22 protein-coding genes and 1 pseudogene are annotated in these 24,346 nt (G+C 35.3%); 6 read left to right on the top strand and 17 right to left on the bottom strand.

Translation table 11 applies throughout. The features are described from left to right. Positions 1-19: 19 nt before the first annotated feature. Complete coding sequence (gene trmB, locus I7822_RS16225; RefSeq protein WP_207980078.1) at positions 20-670, bottom strand: tRNA (guanosine(46)-N7)-methyltransferase TrmB; 651 nt, start codon at positions 668-670, stop codon at positions 20-22. A 384-nt stretch (positions 671-1,054) separates the two neighbouring features. Between trmB and I7822_RS16220 the strand changes: the two genes are divergently transcribed. After that, positions 1,055-1,333 (top strand): YtzH-like family protein, encoded by a 279-nt coding sequence (locus I7822_RS16220; protein ID WP_207980076.1) that lies wholly within the window; start codon positions 1,055-1,057, stop codon positions 1,331-1,333. Here I7822_RS16220 and I7822_RS16215 read toward each other — a convergent pair. The 7 genes from I7822_RS16215 to thpR form a co-directional block, all read right to left on the bottom strand. Continuing rightward, positions 1,330-2,130 carry a phosphotransferase family protein gene (locus I7822_RS16215; RefSeq protein ID WP_207980074.1) on the bottom strand — a complete coding sequence of 267 codons (801 nt, stop codon included), beginning with the start codon at positions 2,128-2,130 and terminating at the stop codon, positions 1,330-1,332. The two genes, I7822_RS16220 and I7822_RS16215, sit on opposite strands and share 4 nt — an antisense overlap. 267 nt (positions 2,131-2,397) lie before the next feature. Continuing rightward, complete coding sequence (pulA, locus tag I7822_RS16210; protein ID WP_443673941.1) at positions 2,398-4,533, bottom strand: type I pullulanase; 2,136 nt, start codon at positions 4,531-4,533, stop codon at positions 2,398-2,400. Between the two features lie 38 nt (positions 4,534-4,571). Beyond that, positions 4,572-5,501, bottom strand: a complete 930-nt coding sequence (locus I7822_RS16205) for a diacylglycerol/lipid kinase family protein (RefSeq protein ID WP_207980070.1) — start codon at positions 5,499-5,501, stop codon at positions 4,572-4,574. 136 nt (positions 5,502-5,637) lie between these two features. Continuing rightward, entirely contained in the window at positions 5,638-6,606 is a 969-nt protein-coding gene (locus I7822_RS16200; protein ID WP_207980068.1) for an NERD domain-containing protein, read from the bottom strand. A gap of 191 nt (positions 6,607-6,797) precedes the next feature. After that, positions 6,798-7,484, bottom strand: coding sequence for an LrgB family protein (locus I7822_RS16195; RefSeq protein ID WP_207980066.1), 687 nt, complete (start codon positions 7,482-7,484; stop codon positions 6,798-6,800). Beyond that, the gene (locus I7822_RS16190) at positions 7,481-7,870 is read right to left on the bottom strand and encodes a CidA/LrgA family protein (RefSeq protein WP_243459500.1); all 390 of its coding nucleotides are present in this window, start codon (positions 7,868-7,870) and stop codon (positions 7,481-7,483) included. Before I7822_RS16190 ends, I7822_RS16195 begins: the two co-directional genes overlap by 4 nt. Next, on the bottom strand, positions 7,867-8,442 hold the full coding sequence (thpR, locus tag I7822_RS16185) for an RNA 2',3'-cyclic phosphodiesterase (protein ID WP_207980064.1): 576 nt from the start codon (positions 8,440-8,442) through the stop codon (positions 7,867-7,869). The genes I7822_RS16190 and thpR overlap by 4 nt, the downstream gene beginning before the upstream one ends. Positions 8,443-8,896: 454 nt before the next feature. On the opposite strand from thpR, the gene cysK reads away from it, so the two are divergent. After that, entirely contained in the window at positions 8,897-9,826 is a 930-nt protein-coding gene (gene cysK, locus I7822_RS16180; protein WP_207980062.1) for a cysteine synthase A, read from the top strand. Positions 9,827-9,961: 135 nt separating this feature from the next. Here the strand turns inward: cysK and I7822_RS16175 are convergent, their stop codons facing one another. Next, positions 9,962-11,143, bottom strand: a complete 1,182-nt coding sequence (locus I7822_RS16175) for an MFS transporter (protein ID WP_207980060.1) — start codon at positions 11,141-11,143, stop codon at positions 9,962-9,964. A 154-nt stretch (positions 11,144-11,297) separates the two neighbouring features. Then, positions 11,298-12,698: a dipeptidase PepV gene (gene pepV, locus I7822_RS16170; RefSeq protein ID WP_207980058.1), complete on the bottom strand. Its 1,401-nt coding sequence runs from the start codon at positions 12,696-12,698 to the stop codon at positions 11,298-11,300. A 264-nt stretch (positions 12,699-12,962) separates the two neighbouring features. On the opposite strand from pepV, the pseudogene I7822_RS16165 reads away from it, so the two are divergent. Next, positions 12,963-14,268, top strand: a pseudogene (locus I7822_RS16165) (NCS2 family permease). A 112-nt stretch (positions 14,269-14,380) separates the two neighbouring features. Here the strand turns inward: I7822_RS16165 and I7822_RS16160 are convergent. The 4 genes from I7822_RS16160 to I7822_RS16145 form a co-directional block, all read right to left on the bottom strand. Beyond that, positions 14,381-15,325 carry an ArsR/SmtB family transcription factor gene (locus tag I7822_RS16160; protein WP_207980051.1) on the bottom strand — a complete coding sequence of 315 codons (945 nt, stop codon included), beginning with the start codon at positions 15,323-15,325 and terminating at the stop codon, positions 14,381-14,383. A 234-nt stretch (positions 15,326-15,559) separates the two neighbouring features. Next, positions 15,560-16,306, bottom strand: a complete 747-nt coding sequence (gene map / locus I7822_RS16155; protein WP_207980048.1) for a type I methionyl aminopeptidase — start codon at positions 16,304-16,306, stop codon at positions 15,560-15,562. 93 nt (positions 16,307-16,399) lie between these two features. Next, positions 16,400-17,557, bottom strand: coding sequence for an ABC transporter permease (locus I7822_RS16150; protein ID WP_207980046.1), 1,158 nt, complete (start codon positions 17,555-17,557; stop codon positions 16,400-16,402). A gap of 5 nt (positions 17,558-17,562) precedes the next feature. Further along, the gene (locus tag I7822_RS16145) at positions 17,563-18,267 is read right to left on the bottom strand and encodes an ABC transporter ATP-binding protein (protein ID WP_207980045.1); all 705 of its coding nucleotides are present in this window, start codon (positions 18,265-18,267) and stop codon (positions 17,563-17,565) included. 396 nt (positions 18,268-18,663) lie between these two features. Here I7822_RS16145 and I7822_RS16140 point away from each other — a divergent pair, with 396 nt between their 5' ends. Further along, entirely contained in the window at positions 18,664-18,885 is a 222-nt protein-coding gene (locus tag I7822_RS16140) for a DeoR family transcriptional regulator (protein ID WP_046590011.1), read from the top strand. Between the two features lie 355 nt (positions 18,886-19,240). Here I7822_RS16140 and I7822_RS16135 read toward each other — a convergent pair whose 3' ends face one another. Both I7822_RS16135 and I7822_RS16130 read right to left on the bottom strand, forming a co-directional pair. Beyond that, positions 19,241-19,969, bottom strand: coding sequence for a pseudouridine synthase (locus I7822_RS16135; protein ID WP_207980043.1), 729 nt, complete (start codon positions 19,967-19,969; stop codon positions 19,241-19,243). A gap of 278 nt (positions 19,970-20,247) precedes the next feature. Beyond that, the gene (locus tag I7822_RS16130; protein WP_207980041.1) at positions 20,248-21,879 is read right to left on the bottom strand and encodes a putative polysaccharide biosynthesis protein; all 1,632 of its coding nucleotides are present in this window, start codon (positions 21,877-21,879) and stop codon (positions 20,248-20,250) included. A gap of 242 nt (positions 21,880-22,121) precedes the next feature. Between I7822_RS16130 and I7822_RS16125 the strand changes: the two genes are divergently transcribed. Both I7822_RS16125 and I7822_RS16120 read left to right on the top strand, forming a co-directional pair. Next, a complete protein-coding gene (locus tag I7822_RS16125) occupies positions 22,122-23,393 on the top strand; it encodes a BaiN/RdsA family NAD(P)/FAD-dependent oxidoreductase (RefSeq protein WP_207980223.1) in 1,272 nt (423 codons plus the stop codon). A 171-nt stretch (positions 23,394-23,564) separates the two neighbouring features. Further along, the gene (locus I7822_RS16120; RefSeq protein WP_207980039.1) at positions 23,565-23,747 is read left to right on the top strand and encodes a sporulation protein Cse60; all 183 of its coding nucleotides are present in this window, start codon (positions 23,565-23,567) and stop codon (positions 23,745-23,747) included. Positions 23,748-23,826: 79 nt separating this feature from the next. On the opposite strand, the gene I7822_RS16115 is transcribed toward I7822_RS16120, so the two are convergent. After that, positions 23,827-24,150 carry a rhodanese-like domain-containing protein gene (locus tag I7822_RS16115; RefSeq protein ID WP_207980037.1) on the bottom strand — a complete coding sequence of 108 codons (324 nt, stop codon included), beginning with the start codon at positions 24,148-24,150 and terminating at the stop codon, positions 23,827-23,829. Positions 24,151-24,346 lie beyond the last annotated feature (196 nt).

Here is a 24,346-nt window from a genome sequence, read left to right as displayed (position 1 = left end):
CATCATTTCCTTTTTACATTTATTTTATTTCATTCATATATTTAGCTTCAACGCGATATATACGCTGACCTTTTTCAGAAAATTTTTCTTCGTATTCTGTCATAATATTTCCTTCGAAATCACTATTATGAAGGTCAAGACTTAAAAATTTGAGCTGTAAGCCATATTCTGAAAAGCTTATTAATGAAAATTCAAATAGACCTTGATTATCTGTTTTAAAATGGATTTCTCCACCCTTTACAAGGATTTTCTCATATAGGGCTAAAAAGCTTTTAAACGTAAGGCGTCTTTTACTATGACGCGGTTTCGGCCAAGGATCTGAAAAGTTTAAATACACTCGATCGATTTCATTTTCATCAAAGTACTCTGCCAAATCTTTTGCATTAACGTTTAGTAACTTCATATTAGGTAGTTCTAAATCCACAACCTTTTGAAGAGCTGTAACAATAACACTATCAAAAAGCTCGATACCAATATAATTAATATCAGGATTTTGCACAGACATTCCTGTTAGAAATTGCCCCTTACCTGTACCCACTTCTATATGAATTGGATTATTATTTCCAAATACTTCGTTCCATTTTCCTTTATATTGTTCAGGATTTGCGATTGCATATTGTGAATGCTCGGCAATAAAATCACTTGCCCAAGGTTTATGACGTACACGCATGAAGACACCTCAATTGAATTAATTTCGCTCTAAAAGATAACATGAAATAAGCATGCATGCAATACTTATTAGAAAAAGCTAGATGGTTAGATAGTCAAAAATTTCTAACTTTCATCCTCACAAAAAGACTGACTTTTACTCTTGTCAGTCTTTTTATGTTTATTGACTACTCTATGTATTTACTTTCGTATAATTCCGCTTTATTAATGACAAGTTATATTTATATGATTTATCCCAATCTTTACGGGAAGTAAAACCTCATAGCGCGAGATTCAAGAGAAGCAAAGAAATAGGTGAGGGATAACTACCTATCTTGTTAACCAACAGTGGGGGATGTAAAAAACCACTAAAGGAAGTTTCACTCAATGAAAGGATGTGTTTAATTTGCCAATCCAATATCACGATCAGGTAAGTTTACTAAAAGATATCTTATCAGAACATCAAAGTGAATGCTGTGGAACAGTAGCAGAGTGTGAACAGCTTGAAAGAGTAATTAAATCATTAATGGCTAACTCAAGCACAGGCCAAAATGCAAAAGGTGTACTCGAGGACATTTATTTCTACAGCCAATCTGGAAAGAATTCAACTTCTCTCGATCAACATATTGAGTCGCATCAGGATCAATTATCACAATGGATTCAAGATATTGACACCTTTTCTTAATTTCCGTTCATTTTGATTCGTATCATTCTAATGTGATCTATCCAGTTCTGCTTTTCTTTTTCATTATCTTTTGCATGGTACCATAAAAACGAAGTTAACGCCTGTAGTAGCACATACCAGTAGATTCTTGTTTTCAAACGCTCATTAAGCTCCAAGCCATATGATGCAAGCCACTCTTTCCAGTCTGCTTCATCTATGTACCAATATAAAAGAATTCCAATATCAATAGCAGGATCTGCAATCATTGCCCCATCCCAGTCAATTAAATATAACTGATCGGTTTCTGATAAAAGCCAATTATTATGATTGACATCACAATGACAAACAACTTGTTCGTCACATTGAACATCTGGAAGTTGACGAACTAGCAATTCAATTGCCTGAATTATTTCTGGTTGCTCTAATTTTTCAAAAGCAACTGCTTGCTGTATATCTTCAATTATGGAGTTAGGAGTGAGCGGTTGCTTTCCTAATCGTTTTAACATATCTAATAGTTCTTTAGAGTGATGAATTTTTTGCAAGAGCTCAGCAACATTTGAACCATTCATGTCGATTGGTTTTAACTCACGACCTATCAACCGATGTTGAGCAGTGATTACATCACCATTCTCCATTCTCTTTGTCCAAACTAGCTTTGGAACGATTCCTTCTGCAGAAAGCACAGCTAAAAATGGTGAACTATTGCGCTTTAAAAAAAGCTCCTGTCCATCACGTTTTGCAAAATAAGCATCACCTGTTGCTCCTCCAGCGGGAGTAATTTTCCACTCACTACCTAATACTTGTTCCAACCAGTTCACCTTCAATTTCAACCCAACATTTCATAAAAGTATTTAGAAAAGCGCAAGCTCGATGTTATTTCGTACTCTTCCTACTAGAAATCATATTCTAAGAATAGTTCGCTTGAGCTAAAGACCAAATCTAGATGTATTATTTACTTCGTCTTCAATAATCTTCATTTTGAAATAAAAAGGATAGCTATTGGTGATTATAGAATAATTGCACAATAGCCATCCTATTAAATTTTATCTCCTTATGATAAGACTAGTCAAGGAAAACTGAAAAACCTAGTTTTTACAGAAAACATACGTTCCTATTTCACTGATTTTCGCCTCATTTTTTATTCTTATTGGCTCATCCAAAGAGATTTTTTCAGGATCCACGACAATTTGCCAATCTCCCTTTGTTAAAGAAAGCGTAAATGTTTGATAGAGATGGTTATTATGAACAACAATAATTGTTCCCCAAGGGCCTAAATGCCCCACTTCTTGTAATTGATAGGTAAGCAGCTGTGGGAGTTCCTCTTTAAAAACAAGATGTTTGTTTATCTGAAGTGAAGATGGGAAACGAAATGCTGCATGAAGCTTTCTTAATTTTATTAACCCTTTTACATATTCAACATTTTCTTTGTAGTTCGATCGATTACTCCAGTTTATCCAGTTTATTTCATCGGGAGAGTTATAGCTATTTTCAACACTATTTTTGGTACGGAAAAACTCTTGACCAGCATGAAGGAACGGAACACCTTGCGATAGAATCACAATGCTTGTTGCTAAACGATGTCTAGCCAGTCTGCTCTCCTCCATCTCAGTTGGAGAAAAGGAAAGAAAACGATCCAACATTGTATGATTATCGTGTGATTCAACATAATTAATGGATTGATGTGGTTCTCTAAACATATTTGGTGAACCACTAATAAGCTGTTTCATCTGTTCATTTTTTTCTAAATTAGCATACACAAATCCACGATCATGTACGCTAAAAGTACTTCCTTTAATAACATCGCGAAAATGATCATTAAAGAAGCTAATTGTTGGAATTTTATTAGCATTTGGAATGATCGCTTTCTTTTCAAATGGTAAAGGTGTATCTAAATTCCACCCCTCACCTAACAAAATCGCATCTGGCTTCAAACCATAAATTTTGCTTTGTAATTCGTGCATGGTATCTACATCTAGAATCCCCATTAAGTCAAAGCGGAAGCCATCAATATCAAATTCATTCATCCAGTAGCACGCACAATCAATAATAAATTTACTCACCATGTAACGTTCTGAGGCAAGATCATTTCCAACACCAGTTCCATTTGATGGAATCCCATTTCCATCATATCTAAAATAATAACCTGGTACTAGCTTTTCAAAGGATGAATCCTCTTTTGAATATACATGATTATAAACAACATCTAGTATAACCCTTAAGCCTTGTTGGTGAAGTGATTGTACAACATGCTTTAATTCAAATATTCGTTTATAAGGATTTGTGGGTTCCATTGAATAGCTTCCTTCAGGAGCAAAAAAGTGAAGAGGATTATAGCCCCAATTATAGGAAGCAAGTGGATTGTATTCATCCACCTCTTCAAAATCATTTACAGGTAAAAGTTCAACATGTGTTACACCAAGCTCTGACATATAGGAGATACCTGTTGAATCACCTTGCTTATTTTTCGTATCCTTCTCTAACCAAGCATTGTATTGACCTTTATGAATCATACCGCTATCCTCATGTATAGAAAAATCACGGATGTGCGCTTCATAAATAATTGCATCTGTTTTATGTTTAAATAAAGGGAGCTCAACAGTAGGTACAGACATTTTTTCTTTATCAACAATTACACCATATTCACCATTTATTGAAACTGCTGTTGCATATGGGTCTACTGCTTCACGCCACACTAAATTTACACATGCAAGATAGGTGTAGAAGTATCCCTCAAAGTCACCTTCCAAAACAATTGACCAAGTTCCTTTCTCACATCTAACCATATTATACGTGCCGAGTTCAGTTTTATTTTGATGGTATAGTCTTACTTTCACCATAGTAGCTGTGGGTGCCCACACTTTACAAACCGTTTTATCCTTATGATAAATGGCACCAAGATCATTTCCCTCATAAGCAAATCGACGATCAAATTCATCTGAGCGAATGACTGAGCCTATTTGCAAATCTGTTTCAATTCCACGTTCATCAATAATCATATAGGTTTGATCGAATTGTAGGGCACTTGTGAACTGACAAACATATTTCACATGTGACTCAATGTTCACTTTTTGTTTTATAGTAAGCAGTTCGTTTCCGTGATCACTTTTTATATAAAACGCTTTATCCTCTTTATCCAAATCTTTTGGAACTAGAATAGCGATTTCATTAATCTGATCTAAAAAAGCTTCATATTTTCGATTTATTTTTAGCAATCTAGCCACCCCCATTTGGAAGTCTTTTTATTTCATTTGAAATGATTTTATTTAATAAGGGCAACACGAGATTTTCTTATACTAATTGAAACTGGAGTCTCTCCGACAATTTCTCCATCTGCATGGATTAGTGAAGGTTTATTAGAAGTAATTGATATGGATTCACAAGCAATTGTATTTATTACTTCTTTCAAATATTTTCCATCCATATTTAAAAAAATCACCATAAAAAGCTGAAATCGATTGATACTGTGAACAATTGTAACATTTAGATCCCCATTCGAAGCGTTCGCATTAGAAGTAACTTTAAATTTCCCTTGATAGTTAGGTCCATTCGATATCGTAATGAACCATACATTATTATACGTAGTGGACTCTCCATTAACGCAAACTTCTAATGAAGAAGGTTGATATTCTAATAATACCTTAAAAAAGGCAATGATAAACGTCACATACTCCATTTTAAGCATGGCCAATAGCTTTTTAATCGGAATATTTTCTACTTCCTTTTGAACATCAGCTTGTAATCCGATTCCTAAATGATTAATAAAATATTGCCCACTCTTCTTTCCACCTAGTCGATACTCCCCAAGGTCATATTGAGTTATCGGTTTATTAATCCTTTGTATGATTAGTCTTATTGCCTTAACTGGATGTGTTGGTAATTTAAACCCTCTTGCAAAGTCATTCCCACTTCCAGCACTTAAAAAACCTATTTGTATTTGCTGAAAAGAACTTAGTCCATTCACAATTTCATGTATTGTTCCATCTCCACCTACACCAACTATGGTTTTTAAATGATAATTCTGTATCGTTGCCACTTGTCTCGCAAGAATTTCTGCATGACCAGGATATTCCGTATAGAACGAACGATATAAAACTTTCTTTCTCTCAAGCTCTCTTTTTACTTTTTTCCATACTTTCATTGCTTTACCATGACCTGCTGAAGGGTTTATGATAAAAAATAATCCATTCATACATTTAATGCTCCATTATCTATACTAGTTTATGTACGTGTATTTATTGTGTTCACTAAAAACTGCAAGAGCTAAATTCACTATATTCCCATCCTAAAAAGGGACTGACTCCAAAGGTCTTGTCCCTATATTGCAATTAATCATTTGAGGATTCTTCATCCCATTCTTTTCGGTAATAGGAATTTGTCAGGCAATGAGATAGCAATACTTGCGCTGCTTTTAACTGGGTATGCTTTAAAGGCGCAGATGATTTCCTTAATCGCTGAAACCACTCGTCATATGTTCGTTTATCTAAAATTGTTATATCATAAGGAGCAAAAGGGTAATCTATATAACCGTTACGGCTTATCATTAGTTTCTTAACTGGAATGTCAACTTGCTGTGCTGATATTAGTTTTTCGACAACCGTACCTGTACGATTGAGACTTAATAATGGACTCAGCATTTTTTTTTCGTGATTACCTTTTCTTGCAACCCAGAATTTTTCCTTCGAACCTGTAAAAACTGTTTCATCTAACTGTTCAACAAGTGTTATACAATAGACTTCTGTTGTCCCTATCATGATTAAATCAAGTTCAACTGGAGCATTTTTCAACTGAAAAACTGGTCTATAAAGTAATAAGTATTGATCAGGAATTCGTTGAACAAAATACTTTAATACCCGGTCTCTATATACTGATTTTTCAACCGATGATATTTCACGAAGAGTTGAGCTTGCCCAGCGAACTTGAAAACGAAAAATATAATCTAAAAATAAGTGCTTAAGATCGTCAATTGTTTTAGGTATCGTTGTAAATTGAAATTGCAAATCTTCATCAGCAAGTATTGCGTCATTTATTAGAGGTTTTATAACCGGTGATTCAAGTTCTTCCTTGGAAAATCTATTTTTAATTTTTTTAAAAATGGACCGCTTTTCTGTTTCATCTTCATGCTGCAGGGCAGGAGATTCACTCACTTTCATTACCGAATAGAACGTATCACTTTCCCATGCCCGTGATACCTTATCCCATTGTTGTTTTTTTAATCGGATAAATTGACTTGAATAACGGTAAGCATTGAGCTCATAGCGTGAAATATAATCATAAAGTTTAATTAATTGTGCCAACCGTTTATCGACTCCTCATTGTTTGTTATGGTTGCAGGATGAAATTTGCACCCACATTTTTATTTTACGAATTCATAAAAAACCGATTATGTTTGTTTGTATAATAGACAATTCAGTTTACTAGCTCCACTCAATGCTAGGCTAATAAATAAACTCTAACCATGTGATGGTCGCGCTTTGCAACATTCGTTTCATAGGAAAATTGACAAAATAATTGGACATAGGAAGCTAGTAAATACAGCGCTTAATGTCATAGAAATTGAACTAAGTGCACCTTCAACATCTCCAATTTCTAGCGCCCTCGCAGTTCCAATTCCGTGCGATGCTGTACCAAAGCCAATTCCTCTTGAGATGGAGTGCTTAATGTTACATACCCTCATCAAATACGGTCCGAACATTGCACCAGAAATCCCAGCAACCATTACGTAAACTGCTGCAAGTGCAGGTGCTCCACCAACAATCTCACTTATTTCCATTGCAATTGGTGTGGTAACTGATTTTGGAGCTATTGAAAAAATAAGCTCTTTATTAATCTGACTCATCATTCCTAAGATGATTCCACTTACCATCCCAACAATCGCCCCTACAATAACACTAAAGAAAATAGTTGGTGCATTCCTTTTTACTATATCTCGATGATCATATAGTGGAATAGCTAATGCAACTACAGCTGGCCCTAATAACTCATCTATCCATTTTGCGCCACTCATATAGGTGATATATGAAGTATTTGTCACTAGTAATAATCCAACAACTAGTAGGCTAGATGTGAAGATCGGTACGAGTAAGGGATGGGTGAAACGATTATAAAATTGCGCCATAAGTAAATAAATAACAATTGTTATGCCGATAAATAAGGTTGAAAAAAACAGACTCATAAGTGAATCCCCTTATCCTTACTAGCATCCTCACCTCTTGTTAACAAAACATCACTTATTCGAGCAGAGGTTACCATCACAATGATTGTGCTAACTAATACGATCCCAATCGTAATTAGTCCACTTCCCATAAATAAATCAAGATAGTCAATGACTCCTACTGTAGCAGGTATAAATAACATTGGTAAATATTTTAAAAGGAAGGAGCTTCCCAGTGATAGCCACTCTCTCTTTATAAATCGAAAATGAAGTGCTCCAAACAATAAGATCATACCAATAATACTTCCAGGAACTGATAAGTTACTAACCTTTTGAATAAGCACTCCTATAAGATATATCGTCAATAAACAAACTATTTGCAGTATGGTTAATACATATTTCATCATTCATCACCGTGTAAATGAAAAACATCAATTGCTTCATACTTTGGAACTCGATCAAGATGGGTCTGATACAAATGAATCTTCTTTGCTAAAAAGGTTTGGTGCTCATTATGAATTGCTTCACGAAACACTTCAGGTTTAACAAAAGGTTTGTCTGATTTCCAGCGTCTTGCAAGTGTGATATGAGGACGGAACGGCTTTGAATCAAGATTAAAACCAATTTCTTTACAGGCATGAAAAACTTGTTTCTGCAAATAATGAAGAGATGTAGAGTCTTCTATTCCAGCCCAAAATATTCTTGGTGCATCTTTTTTACCGAAAACATCAAGCCCTTTTACAGAAAGGGTAAATGGTGATAGATTAGCTACTTTGTCTCTCACAAGTTCGGATAACCGTTTTAACTGATCATCTGTATCAACGTGACCTAAAAAAGCTAAAGTAATATGATAATCTTCTTGATGAACCCAAGATTGAAAAGGAAGGTTTTCCTTATTACTAGCTAGCCAGTTTTGTATAGCTTTTCTAAGACCGATCTCTATTGGAACTGCAATAAAAAAATGTGTATGATGTTTCATAAAATTGCCCCCAGATTTCTTAATGTACAGACCATTCTATTCATTATTTATTTATTCTATCCCACATTAACTCACAGTAAAACCCCTACTACGGTCTTACAAGTAATTATAGTAGGTAACAGATAAAAGAATTGTTTATTATGGCTGTTTTCGCAAACTTTGTTGCTATTTACCAACCAAGTAAAGCGGTGTGGTTAATTGCAGCGAGAGATGCTCCCGCAGGAGTCTCGCTGCAATCAACCTGAAATAATTTTTGTTTTAAAAGCAACAATCTCTTAGAAAAGAGCCTTTTAATAAAAACAACATAGGTGATGGAGAAACTCCGTTAAGGAATAACATTATTCAATGGTAGGTATTGTGTTAAATTCAATCTTTGTTATATCCTAGCATTGTAATAGGAATATTAATTTTTATATGGTAAAATTTTTTAAGGACATCAAAAGGAAGTGACATAATGAAAGTCGTTAACAACATTGCAGACCTTATCGGAAATACTCCTTTAGTAAAATTAAATCGAATAAACCCTGAGGGTGGCGCAGCTGTTTACTTAAAGCTTGAATTCTTTAATCCAAGTGGAAGTGTAAAGGATCGAGCTGCTTACAATATGATTATCGAAGCTGAAAAGCAAGGTTTATTAAAGCCTAATTCAACCATTATCGAACCTACTAGTGGAAATACTGGAATTGGGATTGCAATGAATGCAGCTGCACGTGGCTATAAAGCAATTCTTGTTATGCCTGATACAATGACACAAGAACGTATTAACTTACTTAAAGCATATGGAGCAGAGGTTGTACTAACACCTGGTGATGAAAAGATGCCAGGCTCAATTAGAAAAGCAGAGCAGCTAACAAAAGAAATAGCAAACGCCTTTATGCCAATGCAGTTTGATAACGAAGCAAATCCTAATGCTCATCGTCATACTACTGCAAAAGAAATAATTGAGGCGATGGATGAACTCGGAAAGCCGCTATCTGCTTTTGTTGCTACTGCAGGCACTGGTGGGACGATTACAGGAACAGGAGAAGCATTAAAAGCACATTACAAGGATTTAAGTGTTCACGTTGTTGAACCGCTAGGATCTCCGGTTCTTTCAGGTGGAAAACCAGGCATGCACAAACTAGTTGGTACAAGTCCTGGCTTTATTCCTTCGATTTTAAATCAAAAGGTATATGATGAAATTCTAAAAATTGATGATGATCAAGCATATGATATTACAAGAAGACTTGCTCGTGAGGAAGGAATACTAGTTGGCCCATCATCTGGTGCAGCATGTTATGCAGCAATTGAAGTAGCAAAACGTTTAACACCTGAAGATGTAGTTGTTTGTATAATCAGTGATACTGGTGAACGTTATCTATCAAGTGATGTCTTTGCTTTTTAATTTTTGGCTCTGTTAAAGCTCACTGTTGATTTTGGAATTTTGTTAGAACGAAAGCGAACGCCTACAGTAAAGATCAACAACTAAGTTTATCAGTGCCTAACTTTTAAGTGGAGAGGAAGTGGTTCCTCTCCCTTTTTACATGGCTGCTTCTTTATTAGTAAACTTAAACCAAATTAATACGAACAAGCCTAATAAAGTCATTGCTCCGAAAAATAAATATACGTACAAAACTGAAAATCCTTCTAAAATTAACCCTCCGACAAACGTACAGAACCAGTTACCTAACCCATTACCGATAGCTGAATACAACGAAATAGCAGTTGCCCCAACTTTTATAGGTGCTAAATCTCTGACATATTGTATAGCCGCTGGCATGAACAAACCAAATGAAAGCCCTTGAGCAATCGTAGAAAGATAAATTATTGATATAGGTGGTTCAATAAAGTATAAAAACCAGCGAATAGCTGCTACTACCGTTGCCAAGATTAAGATATTAATCATTCCAAGTTTGTTTATCCAAATGCTTGCGACTTTCATAAAAGGGGCTTCACTACCAGCAGCTAGCAAAAACGCAAGGCCAATTCCCGTAAGCCCACCGCCTACCTCAGCTATTAATATCCCAAAATAAATATTATTTGCTAACAGTGGTCCTAAAACTAAAAAAGAAATAAATAAAAAGACGAAGTATCTTGGTACATTAATAAGTTCTTTAAGCCCTTTTCTTAAACTTATTTTCATAGATTGATTTTCTTTTGGTAGCTGCCAAGCAAATAAACATGAAACAAGTAAGGCAATGGAAAAAACATAGAAAATAACCGATAAACTTATCTGGTCTGAAAGCCAACCAACAATTTGGACAGCAACTGCAAAGCCAACAGCCCCCCACAGGCGAAGCGAACCGTATTGACCTTTTGTTTTTTGAACATAATTTACCGCGATACTATCTGATAACGGAATAACCGCACTTTGCACGATAGCAAGCAGAATTGCCATAACTACAATCCAGTAATAGCTATTTATAAAAGAATAAATGATTCCAAAGATCGCGGTTAAAAGGATCGCTGCGGATAATAAGAAGCTTGGCTTTTGAGTTATATCACTAAGGACTCCCCATATCGGTTGTACGACAATCATCACAACTGGGCTAATCGACATAATGATTCCTATTTGGCTACCCGATAGGCCAACAACGTCTTTTAGATAGAGAGATAAAAGCGGAAAAAGTGAGCCAATTCCAAAAAAGACAAAGAAATAAAACTTTGAAAAATTAAGATTGGTTGCTCGTTGTTCCTCCTGATGTATGGCTGTGTATTCCATATTGTTCCTTCTTTCCTTAGCAAAGTACAGACTCTTTTTTCACTTTAGAGTTAATATCATCTGTTTTTTCCTTTAAAAAAGAGATGACCCCATTTTCAAGAAATAAAGTCATCCTGTTTCAATCTACTTTCATCCTGCCATCTTTCATCAGTCATTATTTCGCTAATTCATATATGGCTTGTGCATAAATGGCCGTTGCTTTCAAAAGGTCTTCTATAATAATATATTCATCCTTTTGATGAGCAATATCAGGTCTCCCAGGAAACAGCGGACCAAATGCAACACCTGCACTTAACGATCTCGCATAAGTGCCTCCACCAATTGCAATTAACTCTGCCTTCTCACCTGTTTGTTCTTCATACACCTTCTGTAAGGTATGAATAAGTGGATGCTTCTCATCAACATGGTGTGGTTTAGAGTCATCAAATGCATGTAAATCAAAACCAGCTAGAGCTGAGAAACCTTTCTTTATATGATCTGCATCACCCATAACTGGATAACGAACATTCACTCCTAGCTTCCCATTACCCTCATTTGTATAAGACATAACGCCAAGATTTACAGTCAATTCACCACTGATCTCATCAGAATATGAAATCTGAAGTTTTTCCCCACGAGTATCCCCTTCAAAAACATCTACGATTGTTTTGATATACTGGCTACCCTTTTTATCTAATTCAAGCTTATTCAAAAATGCAGCCATTAATATCCCAGCATTTACCCCATTATTTGGTTCCATTGCATGTGCTGAAATACCCTCTATCGTTAATGTGATGAGATCCGCTTCGACTTTACTAGTCCCTTTTACATTTGCTTGAGTTATGTAATCTGTGAATAATTGGCTTACTGTTGCTTTATGATCACTTTTAATCGTGAAAGATGCTTCAGCAAAATCAGGAACCATATTAAACCTTCTACCAGAATGGAAGGATTGAAGCATTGCATTACCTTGCTCATTTTCAAAAGTAGATGTTTGCATTAACGTAGCATCAATTATTCCCTTTTCAGCATAGATGATCGGAAAATCGGCATCAGGAGCAAAACCCATTAGTGGCATTTTTTCATGCTTAAAATAATGATCAACACAGCGCCATTCACTTTCTTCATCTGTTCCGATAATCATTCGTACATTCTTTGTTAAAGATAGCCCTAGTTCTTTGACAATTTTCATCGCATAAAATGCCGCGATCGTCGGGCCTTTATCATCCAATGCCCCTCGTGCAAAAATCTTACCATCTCTAATCTCTGCACCATAGGGATCACTCGTCCAACCGTCACCTTCTGGAACAACATCAACATGACAAAGCACACCAATAACATCTTCACTACTACCCTTTAACTCGATATGCCCTGCATAGCCGTCAAGGTTCTTACTTACAAAACCCGAAGCATCACCTAACTGCAATAAATGGAGAAATGCATCATTAATCCCTTCACCAAATGGAGCAATCTCAGATTTGGTATCCTCATCTAGTACACTTTTTATTTGCAGAAAAGCCTGTGTATCTTTTATGATCTCTTCTTTTCTTTTTTCAACTTCTTCTTTCCAATTCATTATGTAAACCTCCTACTATCATTTATCATTAATTCCTTCTATAACATACCAAATACTATCTCAGGATAAAAGTAAGCAGAAAGAAGAAAACTTGACTCATTTTATAATTTACTTATTAATGAACATAATATGTTTAAATTACTAAAGAAAATCCCCTATACAGGAAAAGGTAATAAAATAAGAGAAAACTATTGCAAAATAAATAAAAAACGAATATTATTATAAATGTTTTGAAAAATGTTCGTAAAAATAACGGGGGTAACTATGTTTAAATTAGCAGAACACAATACAAATGTAAGAACTGAAATAATTGCAGGGCTTACGACCTTCTTAACAATGGTTTATATTGTTGTCGTAAATCCGATTATATTAGCAGATGCAGGAGTACCATTTGATCAGGTGTTCACAGCAACAATCATTGCAACAATCATCGGTACACTTTGGATGGCACTGTCTGCAAACTATCCAATCGCTATTGCCCCAGGTATGGGCTTAAATGCCTATTTTGCTTATTCAGTTGTTGGAGCAAATGAAAATATTACATACATTACAGCTTTTTCTGCTGTATTTGTTGCGGGTATTATTTTTGTCCTTTTATCTCTAACACCATTCCGCAAAAAAATTAATTGAAGCTATTCCAAGTAATTTAAAGAGCGGAATTACAGCTGGTATCGGGCTTTTCATTGCCTTTATTGGACTTCGCTTAACTGGAATTATAACTGCCGATCCAAACAACTTAGTTGCATTAGGTGATCTACATTCCCCATCTGTTGTTTTAGCATTAGTAGGTCTAGCGGTTACATTAGTCTTAATGAGCTTGAATGTTCATGGTGCATTATTTATCGGTATGGTTATTACTGCATTAATAGCCTTTTTCACAGGACAGCTTGAGTTTAAAGAAGGATTCGTTTCTTTACCTAGTCTACCTGAAGGAATCCTTATTACAAATCCATTCTCAGCAATTGGTGATGTGATCACACACGGTTTATATACAGTTGTCTTTTCCTTCTTATTGGTAACAATTTTTGATACAACTGGAACAATGATTGGTGTTGCCCAACAAGCTGGTTTAATGAGAGGGAATGAGCTACCAAAAGCTCGTACTGCTTTATTGGCTGATTCAGCTGCAACAACAGTTGGGGCAATGTTTGGAACAAGTCCAACAAGTGCTTATATAGAGTCTTCAGCAGGAGTAGCAGCAGGAGGAAGAACTGGATTAACAACATTAACAGTATCGATTTTATTCGGATTCACGCTTCTCTTCAGCCCATTGATTGGTGCAGTTTCTGGTATTTCAGCAATTACAGCACCAGCACTAATTATTGTTGGAAGCTTGATGATGGGTGCAATTTCGGATATTAACTGGAAAGAACTTGATGAAGCATTTCCTGCTTTTCTAGTCGTGATTAGTATGCCCTTAACATCTAGCATCGCTACTGGTATCGCACTTGGATTTATTTCTTATCCTTTAATGAAGATCGCGAAAGGTAAGTGGAAAGAGGTTCATCCTTTTGTTTACATTTTTGCCGTACTATTTTTCATTCAACTAGCATTTATTGGTGGACATTAAGTAAAGCACAAGTGCCCATTTAGCTCGTTGGAACTGGTGCTGGACAACAAAAGTAAGTTAAAAAATCCCAACTATAGGAAGCTGACTTAAGATAGTCAGCTTCCTTATTTGATTAAGTAACATTCTCTACTAACTTTTCTTTTTTTTGATTTTCCTTTTCATAATAAAGGTGAAAAAGAATATCTTGATTGTAATTGCCAAACCCTCTTCCGAATAATGTAACACCACCTACATGCTCACTATCTTCTTGGACGGCAATACGGAATGTCCATTGTTTCTCCCTAATTCCAACATCTTCTAATTTAATATCAGATAATCTATTCCCATCCATATATGTACCATCATTAGCAATTCTAAGTTTCTTTAATAGCCCATATTGATTCACAACACTTGGCCACCAGGAAGGAGTATACTTACCACGATTGTCACCAAAATCCCCTGGACTTGTCCATGTACCTAAATGAATATTATTTAGATAAAAATCAATATCAGAGGGCCAATTACTATTCGTAAATGGTGCTTCAGATGAAAGTTCAAGGGAAATTTCGAGCTCATTTGGGTGTTGACTTGCTAGCAAATAATTGGGAATTTTATATTCAATATACCCTTTATAAAACCATAGTATTTTAGCATTTACACGATCAGCATCAAAGAAATAACGAAGGTCATCGAACTCTCCAATGATCTTTTCCGTTGTTGCTAATCCGCAAGTTGGTTCAACATGTAAATCAGTATAATGTCCTACTGAAATTTCAGTTTGATGAAACTCCTTATGTTCTTCTTGCTTTTTAGGGAAGGTAATTTCCATATTTTCTACATACAGGACACATAACTTTTGCACTCCGCCTTTACCAGGCACTCGATCAGTACGAATGATTCCTGCTTTTTCTAATTTTTTAATATGCATGCTCATTATTGCACTACTTAGACCTAATGCCTCCGCCAATTCTTTCATATTCCTTGGACGCTCTGCTAAAAGTTGAATGATGTTAATTCTTACATTGCTTGCAAGAGCTTCGAAAACTGGCAAGGAATGCTTTGATATATCTAGATCCATAAGCGCCTCCGATGGTAATGAATTTATTTCTTATGATACACCTGTGATAATATTTGGACAAGCCAGAACTTAACACAATTTCCCACTTTTTTTATTATTTTTGAATTTTAATAGCACAAAATTGAACCAAATTACGATAATTATTTCATTCAAGAAATTCGTACAAATAGCACATGGCCTCTAATTATAGTAATTAGATGGCTTGTGCTTCACTTCATTTATTCTTATTAAGTATCATTGTTTTGTTAAGATGATTGGTCCTTCTTTTGTAATCGCAATCGTATGCTCATATTGTGCTGAAAGCTTTCCATCTATTGTTCTAGCAGTCCAACCATTATCATCCATTTTAGATTCCCATGCGCCTAAATTAACCATCGGTTCAATCGTAAAGACCATACCTTCCTTTAAACGTTGACCTTTATTTGGTTCACCGTAGTGTAAAACAGTTGGTGCTTCATGTATTGTTTTGCCAATACCATGACCCGTAAACTCTCGTACAACTGAAAATCCTTCACCTTCAACATAGCTCTGAATTGCATTACCAATATCCCCAAGTCGATTACCAACGACTGATTGTTCAATAGCTTTGTTTAAGGATTCTTCAGTAACCTGCAATAAACGGGCTGCTTCAGGTGACACATCCCCAACAGCGTATGACCATGCTGAATCAGCAAGTGCACCGTTTAAATTCACAACCATATCAATCGTCACGATATCTCCATTTTTCAACGGATTATTTCTTGGAAATCCATGGCAGATTTCATCGTTTATAGACGCACAAGTGGCATATTTATAGCCCTTATACCCCTTTTGCTCTGGTGTTGCACTATGCCTTTTTAAATATGCATCAACAAACGTATCTATTTCTAATGTCGTAACACCTGGTTTGATTCTTTTTGCGATCTCTTTATGACAATTAGCCAATAATTGACCAGCTTTATGCATTAACTCTATTTCACGTTTACTTTTTAAAATAATCAAACTCAATTACCTCCGATTACACGTATGTGGCTGAAAACTATATTTATTAGCTTAGCATAACATGAGAAGCTTAACTAAATAAACTATTCAACATCAGATGAAAATCGCTATTACAGTTGATAAACTCGCAAAAAGAAAAACAAGAGAAACACCAGGATATACAAATCGTTTTTCACACATCTTTTGTGCTTGAAAGATATATTCTTTCTGAGAGTAATCAATGGCTAAATAAGGGTTTTGTTTTATTATCTCTTTAAATAGTAAAATGACCCACTCTTTAAAAAAGAACCAAAATGCTATAAAAACACACCATTTTAACCATATTGGTGTGACAAAAATAAGCGTAATTGTTACAGAAAGTATCTGTATATAGTTGAAAACATTTGCCTTTTCACGTAGGAAAGCTTTAATAAATAGTTCTGTTACACCGTTTTCAGGTGCACGATTTATAAATATTCTCGTTGAATTTCTCCATAACACCAAAGAATGCTTCTTTGGTTTCTTAACCTTTGATAGATTGATTTCGGGGTTAATCGCAAACATAAAAGAAATAAGCTTTACTTTATTCCTTTGTCCCTTCTCAACATCTGTATAAAAGCTTTTAAATTGAGACTGATAGAGTTTTATTTGCCAAATTGCTAAGCCAATAAATATAATTGAAACCATAATTAAAACGATGAAAATCAGTTGATTTATCAATAAATATGACAAAAAAGCAAATGAAATGAAAACAAAAACATGCAAAAAAAACTTCTTAAGGAAACGGTAATGATAGACTTTCTGCTCATATGTAGAAAGCAAAAGATTTAAACTGAAGAAATATATGATTGCTGCTGTAAATTGTCCTATTTCTAACTCGCTGAAATGATTAGTAATTGGAAATAACAATAAAAACATTGCCACCCATTTTATTAATATGACAACAGAAGAATATAGTGCACCCATATATCTCATTGACACTGTTTTTTTAGGATATTGGAGGAGATATAGTTGGTCTGCTTCCTCCATAAATGTCCTAAGTCTCCCTTGCCAGCAAATAAAATAACACCCTAGGAAGTAAAGAGAAGGTGGCAATCCTATCAACCAATTTGGTACTGTAAACCACCATGAATGATAGGCTATCCCCACAAAAGCAAGGAACGGAATGAGGAGATAAAGGATGATGGTCCAATCTAAAATTGATAGAATGTTTTTAGATTGGTATTGCCAATCTTGTTTTACTCTTTTATACCACAGCTGAAGACCACTCATTCTTACTATCTCCCTTCTGCCATTGCATGAAAGCATTCGAGAAGAGAGGCATTTCCTATCCTAATTGTAGATTGTAATTGTTGCAAAGTCCCCTCAGCTACTTTTGTACCCTCTGAAATAAGTAAAAAGCGATCACAAATTTTTTCTGCTGTATCTAGAACATGTGTGGACATTAAGATGCCTGCATCTCGTTTCCTTTCTTGCTCCATTACTGTTAAAAACATTTTAATCGCACTTGGGTCTAAGCCAATAAATGGCTCGTCAACAATATAAAAATCCGGTTGCAACAATAACGCTTGAATGATCATTACCTTCTGCTGCATCCCTTTCGAGAATGTAACTGGCATCTCATGTTTTACCTTGTTCATCTTAAAAGCCTCAAGATAAGTGTTAGCTCTGTTGATAAGAATTTCATCATCCATATTATTTATTGACGCTAATAAGTCTAAATGCTCCCATAATGTTAAATGTTCATAGAATATAGGTTTTTCAGGAATGTATGCATAACGGCACTGCTCTTGCTTGTTAATCACACCTTTTACATATTCCAAAACGCCCAATAAAGCCTTTATTGTAGTGCTTTTCCCTGCCCCATTTGGACCAATTATTCCAATCCATTCACCTTTATGTAATGTAAACTCAATTCTATGAATAACAGGTTGCTTTTCTTCATAGCCTGCTTCATCAATTGATACGGTTAATATAGCCATTTTGAAATCCTCTCTTTCCTTTAATACGAGAAATACAGGAAAAAGATTCGTTTTGCTTGAAAAAGATTCAAATTATTGTCATACTATTCAGAACAAACATCATATAGTTTTATTGTGTAAAGCACTCACAGAAAAGTAAAATTGCCTTGGTCTGCTGGAACTAGAAACAGAAATTAAGTCAAAAGCTTATTATTTTTTACTGTAAGCTAGGTTAAAATGTTAATATTGTGTAAATTTAATCTTTTCTCTGGATGTTATGTGTCGAAATCGTGTAAAATATTGTTGTAACGTTTTACCACATCATTAAATATATGTATGAAGTGACATCTGAAGTTGCAGTCATCGAAAGGTTGTAGTAGGCATTGCCAGTGCGATCAAACGATAAGGAGTGGTTTTTTGAAACCTTCAACAAACCGTATGCTAACCAGAATCAAATCAGTCTACATGTTTATTAATGAGAGGGGAACTGTGACCACACAGCAACTTGTTGACGAATTTGGTATTACACCAAGAACCATACAACGTGATTTAAATGTGTTAGCATATAACGATTTGGTTCACAGCCCAACAAGAGGTAAATGGGCAACTACAAAGAAAAAAGTTAAGATGTCTTCTTAAGAAAAAATAATCAAAAATTAATATGAATATACATAAAAGGAACCTTCATCATGAAAGGTTCCTCTTTTTTTTATTTGGCTCTTTTCTAAGAGATTGTTGCTTTTAAAACAAAAATTATTTCAGGTTGATTGGAACGGATTGCGAAACTCCTGCGGGAGCAGCGGACAGGTGAGACCCCACATGCGTTTACGCCGAGGAGGATCACCGCCTGCCCCGAGGAAAGCGAGCATCTCTCGCTGCAATCAACCACACCACATTACTTGGTAAATAGCAACAAAGTTTGCGAAAACTGCCTTTTATTTCTATTTAAATGCCTTATTTCTCAAGACTATCAAGTAGCTAAAGCCTTTTTATTTTATAATTCAATAGGTTGTGCTTGTCTTAACAATTCAATCTCATCTTCAGTTAGTTCACGATATTCTCCAACCTTTAATTCATCTTCATCTAATTTTATTGGTCCCATTGATATCCTTTTCAGGTAGGTAACCTTTTTCCCAACCGACTCAAACATACGTTTTACTTGATGATATTTACCTTCAGTAATGGTGATATGAATTGTTGATTGATTTCCTGATGTAAGAATTTCAAGATTTGCAGGCTTAGTCACATATCCGTCGTCTAACTCAACACCTTTTTTAAACGCTTCTGCATCCTTTTCTGTAACACTACCTAATATCGTGGCAAAATACGTTTTTGGTACGTGTTTTTTCGGAGATAACAACTGATGTGAAAGCTGACCATCATTCGTTAACAGCAACAATCCCTCTGTATCCTTATCAAGTCGACCAACAGGAAAAGGCTGACAAACAGCATCCTCCATTTCTAATAAATCAATAACTGTTTCTTGTAATTCATCCTCAGTTGCTGATAAATACCCTGCAGGTTTGTTCATAATTAAATAAACAAATTCCTTATATTCGATTTTTTCTCCGTTAACAGTTACATGCTGTTCATCTGGGTTCACATGGACTTTTGGATCTTTGATTACTTCCCCATCTGCTTTTACAACACCTGTTTTCAGCATCTTCTTTACATCTTTACGACTTCCATAACCTACATTCGCTAATAATTTATCAATTCTCATTTATAAGAGCACCACACGATCATGTTTAATTTTTATAAAAAAGTGCAAGCGCCTTAATCAGACCCGACTGGTATAAGACGCTCAGAAGACGTTCTTTGTCTTCAATTCCTGAGTGGCTTATGACACCGAGGGTCTAGACGCTGGAGCTGGATGTCAAAGCGCTTATCCACAGTACTATAATTTTATAATTCCCTAAACAAGTACAGAAACAAATACTTTCTTACTTTTATTAAAAAAACTCGGCAATTTCACCGAGCTTTTCTTATTTTCACCTGTTTTTAGCCATTCGCACGGCTTCGCGGTAAAAATCGCTTTAATCGATCTCCTAAAACTTTTTCCAAGAGGCGAGATCGATAGGCTAAATATAAATAAACGACTCCTCCGACCGCAACTGCAATGGCAGCTACAATAACTGACTGCATTCTTCCATCCTCATAATTAATAAAAATACCTAAGATTGATTGAATAACAGAAACAGCTAATCCCATAAATGTACAAAGCATAGTCATTAGAACTGTTCGTTTAATTAATAATTTAAACGAATAACCAGAATGACGTTTAATCATTGCAAAGCCATAAATTAATGAAATTGTATAACCTGCTGCAGTAGCAAGTATTGATCCAACACCTTGATATAATTGAATCAATGGAGTATTTAATACTAGCTTTACAATAATACCAATGACTAGACTAATTACTGCAAGCTTTTGTTTATTAATCCCTTGAAGTATCGCTGCATTGACCGTAAATAGGGAAAACAATAATGCAACCGGTGCATACCACATTAGTATGTTTTTCCCGATTTCCTCATATTCACCAAAATAAAAAATGTTATACGCTGGTCCAGCTAGTACTGACATCCCTACAACAGCTGGCAATGTTAATAACATAATTATTTGTAATGTTTGATCGATTTGCTTATGGAGCAGTACTCGATTGTTACTTGTAAAGGATTCTGTGACTGAAGGAATAAGCGTTAAACCAAAAGCAGTTGCTAATGAAACTGGAATCATCACGAGCTTTGGTACGTAAAGTAACAGAATTCCATACATAGCAATTGCAATATCTTTATCGTATCCCGCTTCAATCATCGCTCCATTAAACGTGTTTGTATCAATATAGTTATATATAGGAATCGCTAAGCCAACAAATACAAACGGTCCTGCATAGCGAAAAACTTCTTTAAACATTAAACCTAGAGGTATGGACTTTGTTTCCACTTTATTTTCTTGCAGAGCTTGAAGCGTATGCTTACGTCTAATCCAATAGACCAACAAAACAAGCAAACCGCCTATTGCCCCAACAAATGCTGCAAATGTTGCATAACCAACTGCTAACACTAATCCACCATTAAATACATTCATAATGAGATAAGTAGCTGCTAGTAAAAATACAATTCTGACAAGCTGTTCAATGACTTGAGAAACAGCTGTTGGCCCCATTGATTGATGTCCTTGAAAAAAGCCACGGATTAAACTCATTAACGGCACAACAATAAGCGCTAAACTGACCATTCTGATGACTAATATAGCGTCTTCAACAGTAAAACTACTATAATTCTTTCCAGCAAGTGCACTTTTGGCTAGCATTGGTGCAAGCATGTAGAGAAGGGAGAATGCTAGTAACCCTGTCACGAGCATAACAGCCAATCCAGCTTTAAACATCCGCCTACTCGTTTCATAATCGCCAATTGCATTATATTTCGAAACAAATTTAGAAACTGCAGCTGGAAATCCAGCGGTTGCAATACTTAAAAATATTGTATATTGAGCATAACCAGTTTGGAACAATGCTCCTCCATCAGTTCCAACCATAGCTGCAAAAGGAATGAGATATATCATACCTAATATTCTCGAAAGATATGTACCTAACGTTAAAACAAACGTACCTCTTAACAAATTATTTGACATATTTCTGACTCACCATTCTTCTCTATGAAGATTCAACTTTTCTATTTTACCACAATCCTACGCTTATACCACATGTTTGTATTCAGAAATGCGGTAGCTTTCATGTTAGGATAGACACTGAAGCTATTCAAAAACTAATCCCAAAAGTATATTAGAACCAAAATAATTTTTTTGCTTTTTATCATCTTCAGCTATAATATGAGGAGCAGACCAAGATATAAATGAAGGTTGTGAAAAACATAATGAAATATGATGTGTTAGTAATAGGTGGGGGTCCCTCAGGTTTAATGGCAGCTATTGCAGCTGGCCAGCAAGGAGCTCGCGTTCTCCTAGTAGACAAAGGGAATAAATTAGGAAGAAAGCTTGCTATCTCAGGTGGAGGACGTTGTAATGTAACGAACCGCTTGCCTATTGATGAAATTATTAAGCATATTCCAGGTAATGGAAGGTTTTTATATAGCGCGTTCTCAGAATTTAATAATGAAGATATTATTTCTTTTTTTGAAAACCTCGGAATTAAGCTTAAGGAAGAAGATCACGGACGCATGTTCCCAGTTACTGATAAAGCACAATCAGTTGTCGATGCCCTCCTTAGTGAATTAAACCGTTTGAACGTTGAAATTCGGACAAATGAACCTGTTAAAGATGTTTTTTATGATGATAAAAAGGTACATAGTGTACAGCTTGCAAACGGTGAAATGATTTCGACTAATGCAGTTGTTCTCGCTGTAGGCGGAAAAAGCGTGCCCCACACAGGAAGTACCGGAGATGGCTATGCCTGGGCTGAAAAAGCGGGTCATACAATTACAGAACTATTTCCAACAGAAGTACCTATTACATCCAATGAACCATTTATTCAGGAAAAAACACTTCAAGGACTTTCTTTACGAGATGTTGCCTTAAGCGTATTGAATCCGAAAGGAAAACAAATTATCACCCACAAAATGGACATGCTCTTCACTCATTTTGGTATTTCTGGACCAGCTGTTTTAAGATGTAGTCAATATGTTGTAAAGGCAATGAAAAAGTTTAAAACAAATGCAATTACTGTTAGCATTGATGCACTCCCAGAGACTAATGAAGAACAGCTATTTCAATCAATCGTTAAAGATTTAAAGCATGATGCCAAAAAAGCAATCAAAAATGTCTTAAAGGGACTTTTACCTGAAAGATATTTATTATTTTTATTGGAGAAAAATGATATTGATCCGCTTCTGACATATGATAATCTCTCAAACGAAAAGCTACGTTCATTCGTACGAGATTGCAAGCAGTTTCAATTTAACGTACATGGTACTCTATCAATTGAGAAGGCATTTGTAACAGGCGGAGGAGTTTCTGTAAAGGAAATACATCCTCGTGAGATGTCTTCGAAATTTAAAAATGGACTTTATTTCTGTGGTGAAATTTTAGATATACATGGGTATACAGGTGGCTATAATATCACTTCAGCTCTCGTTACCGGTCGACTTGCTGGGAAGAATGCTGCAATGTATTCTATAGGTGTGCACTAAAAACAGATACTTACTTACATCAGCGCTAAGTTTTACTTGGTGCTTTTTTTATTTTTAAACTCTCAACTTTACTTAAATCACTTATTTTTTTGAAAGATATTTATAAAAACTAGTTCTAATTCTAGCAACTTTTTAATACAGTTTACTAACTTAGTTAAAGGGTGTGAGCGCATGTTAAAAGTTGCTGTATTTGATGAAGAGCACGAAAAGGATTTAGAGGAAGAAATAAATGATTTTTTAGCTAAGCATAACGAAAACCATGTTAGAGATATTAAATATAGTGTGTCAATTACAATCGATGAGGAAGGAGAACAGCTTTATTGTTATTCTGCCCTCATTATGTATCATGTTTAGATGAAAATATAAGAATAACACTTGAAGGTTTAAATTAAAGAGTATGCCTTATTGGACAGGCATACTCTTTTTATGTAGGTTAAGCTAATTCACTTTTAGGCTTAGTCTCACCTTTATATTCAAGCATACCACCAGCCATATTAACTACGTTATAGCCTCTCTCTTGTAAATAGGCACATACATTACCACTACGACCGCCTGAACGACAAATAAAGAATGTCTCTTTTTCTTTATCAATTGCATCTAGTTGATTAGGAATATCATTCATACGAATATGTCGCGCTTGTGGGATCATTCCTGCTTCTACTTCATCATCTTCACGAACATCTATTAATTCTAGCTTCTCACCGTTTTCTAGTTTTTTCTGAATTTCTTCAGGTGAAATTTCTTTCATTTCGTACATCTCGTACACCCTTTCAGATTTGATAACTGCATTATATCAAATAAAATGTGTAAGGTTCCAGTTTTAGGATGAGGTTGGGAGAAACGTATTGTTTTTCTTTCATTGTGAATTAGTTGCGGGAAGGACTAATTCTTCCATTGATCGGACGTTTTCCACCGTTTTTCTAAAAATCCCAAACTACAGAACAAAAGCGCAA

It is taken from the genome of Metabacillus bambusae, from assembly GCF_017497975.1.
In the GTDB taxonomy this organism is placed as follows: Bacteria; Bacillota; Bacilli; order Bacillales; family Bacillaceae; genus Metabacillus; species Metabacillus bambusae.
This window is presented reverse-complemented; position numbering and strand designations above follow the sequence as displayed.

What these genes read in the sequence shown, in the direction of transcription:
- I7822_RS16130 (WP_207980041.1), bottom strand. Translation starts at nt 21,879, where the DNA reads ATGTCAAATAATTTGTTAAGAGGTACGTTTGTTTTAACGTTAGGTACA.
- thpR (WP_207980064.1), bottom strand. Translation starts at nt 8,442, where the DNA reads ATGAAACATCATACACATTTTTTTATTGCAGTTCCAATAGAGATCGGT.
- I7822_RS16190 (WP_243459500.1), bottom strand. Translation starts at nt 7,870, where the DNA reads ATGATGAAATATGTATTAACCATACTGCAAATAGTTTGTTTATTGACG.
- I7822_RS16145 (WP_207980045.1), bottom strand. Translation starts at nt 18,267, where the DNA reads ATGGCTATATTAACCGTATCAATTGATGAAGCAGGCTATGAAGAAAAG.
- I7822_RS16160 (WP_207980051.1), bottom strand. Translation starts at nt 15,325, where the DNA reads ATGGATCTAGATATATCAAAGCATTCCTTGCCAGTTTTCGAAGCTCTT.
- trmB (WP_207980078.1), bottom strand. Translation starts at nt 670, where the DNA reads ATGCGTGTACGTCATAAACCTTGGGCAAGTGATTTTATTGCCGAGCAT.
- I7822_RS16125 (WP_207980223.1), top strand. Translation starts at nt 22,122, where the DNA reads ATGAAATATGATGTGTTAGTAATAGGTGGGGGTCCCTCAGGTTTAATG.
- pepV (WP_207980058.1), bottom strand. Translation starts at nt 12,698, where the DNA reads ATGAATTGGAAAGAAGAAGTTGAAAAAAGAAAAGAAGAGATCATAAAA.
- cysK (WP_207980062.1), top strand. Translation starts at nt 8,897, where the DNA reads ATGAAAGTCGTTAACAACATTGCAGACCTTATCGGAAATACTCCTTTA.
- I7822_RS16150 (WP_207980046.1), bottom strand. Translation starts at nt 17,557, where the DNA reads ATGAGTGGTCTTCAGCTGTGGTATAAAAGAGTAAAACAAGATTGGCAA.
- I7822_RS16120 (WP_207980039.1), top strand. Translation starts at nt 23,565, where the DNA reads ATGTTAAAAGTTGCTGTATTTGATGAAGAGCACGAAAAGGATTTAGAG.
- I7822_RS16175 (WP_207980060.1), bottom strand. Translation starts at nt 11,143, where the DNA reads ATGGAATACACAGCCATACATCAGGAGGAACAACGAGCAACCAATCTT.
- I7822_RS16135 (WP_207980043.1), bottom strand. Translation starts at nt 19,969, where the DNA reads ATGAGAATTGATAAATTATTAGCGAATGTAGGTTATGGAAGTCGTAAA.
- I7822_RS16195 (WP_207980066.1), bottom strand. Translation starts at nt 7,484, where the DNA reads ATGAGTCTGTTTTTTTCAACCTTATTTATCGGCATAACAATTGTTATT.
- I7822_RS16115 (WP_207980037.1), bottom strand. Translation starts at nt 24,150, where the DNA reads ATGTACGAAATGAAAGAAATTTCACCTGAAGAAATTCAGAAAAAACTA.
- I7822_RS16205 (WP_207980070.1), bottom strand. Translation starts at nt 5,501, where the DNA reads ATGAATGGATTATTTTTTATCATAAACCCTTCAGCAGGTCATGGTAAA.